This is a genomic window from Enterococcus hailinensis, from assembly GCF_045862035.1.
In the GTDB taxonomy this organism is placed as follows: domain Bacteria; phylum Bacillota; class Bacilli; order Lactobacillales; family Enterococcaceae; genus Enterococcus_A; species Enterococcus_A hailinensis.
Genome location: NZ_BAAFRV010000057.1, coordinates 1 through 1,063, shown reverse-complemented (window position 1 = coordinate 1,063; position 1,063 = coordinate 1). Strand labels below are relative to the sequence as shown.

General features: G+C 35.7%; 1 protein-coding gene. It reads left to right on the top strand.

Annotation, left to right across the window (positions count from 1 at the left end):
• Positions 1 to 94: 94 nt before the first annotated feature.
• A complete protein-coding gene (locus ACKTSC_RS13425) occupies positions 95 to 1,054 on the top strand; it encodes an IS30 family transposase (RefSeq protein ID WP_002330482.1) in 960 nt (319 codons plus the stop codon).
• Positions 1,055 to 1,063: the final 9 nt, after the last annotated feature.

Here is a 1,063-nt window from a genome sequence, read left to right as displayed (position 1 = left end):
ACGCCGATTGTAAAATTAAGCTAGACAACTAAAAAAGCCATTTGTGCTACACTCAAAATAGTTCTGACCAAAGAATTATAAGGAGTGAGTACAAATGACCTATACCCATCTTACAACGGATGAACTTGTAATGATAGAGTCTTATTTCAAAATAAATCAATCTGTTGCGAAAACTGCGCATTGCTTGAATCGTTCAAGACAAACGATCCATAAAGTATACCTATTCTTCAAGCAAGGAAAATCAGCCTTAGAATACTATCAACAGTATAAGAAAAACAAATCAAACTGTGGTAGACGCCCGCTTGTTTTACCCGAGGAACAATCAGAATATATTCAAAGAAAGGTTGTTCAAGGATGGACACCCGATGTGATTGTTGGTCGTGCAGCGTTTCCTATTCGTTGTTCTGCTCGTACCATTTATCGTATGTTCAAAAAGGGGCTATTTAATCCTTCTGACTTACCGATGAAAGGCAAGCGTAAACCGAATGGACATCAAGAAAGGCGTGGAAAACAAGCTTTCCGCCGCTCTATTCATGAACGTGAAAAAGATTATAGCCAATTCTCAAATGAGTTTGGTCACCTTGAAGGTGACACTATCGTAGGTCTGAAACATAAAAGTGCTGTAATTACCTTAGTTGAACGATTATCAAAAGTTATCATCACATTGAAACCGTGTGGTAGACAAGCGATTGATATTGAAAAAAAATTAAATCATTGGTTTGAATCTGTACCGAAAAATCTATTCAAATCCATCACTTTTGATTGTGGAAAGGAATTTTCAAATTGGAAACAAATCAGTAATGCCAATGATATTGCCATTTATTTCGCTGATCCAGGAACGCCGTCTCAAAGAGGCCTAAACGAGAATTCTAACGGATTGTTACGTAGAGATGGTTTATTGAAATCTATGGATTTCAATTCAGTAGATGAATCTTTTATTCAATCTGTCACATCTAAACGAAATAATATTCCTAGAAAATCACTGGATTATCGAACACCTTTGGAAGTATTTTTGAGTTACGTAAGTATTGATGATTTGTCTAACTTAATTTGACAATTAAGA

What these genes read in the sequence shown, in the direction of transcription:
- ACKTSC_RS13425 (WP_002330482.1), top strand. Translation starts at nt 95, where the DNA reads ATGACCTATACCCATCTTACAACGGATGAACTTGTAATGATAGAGTCT.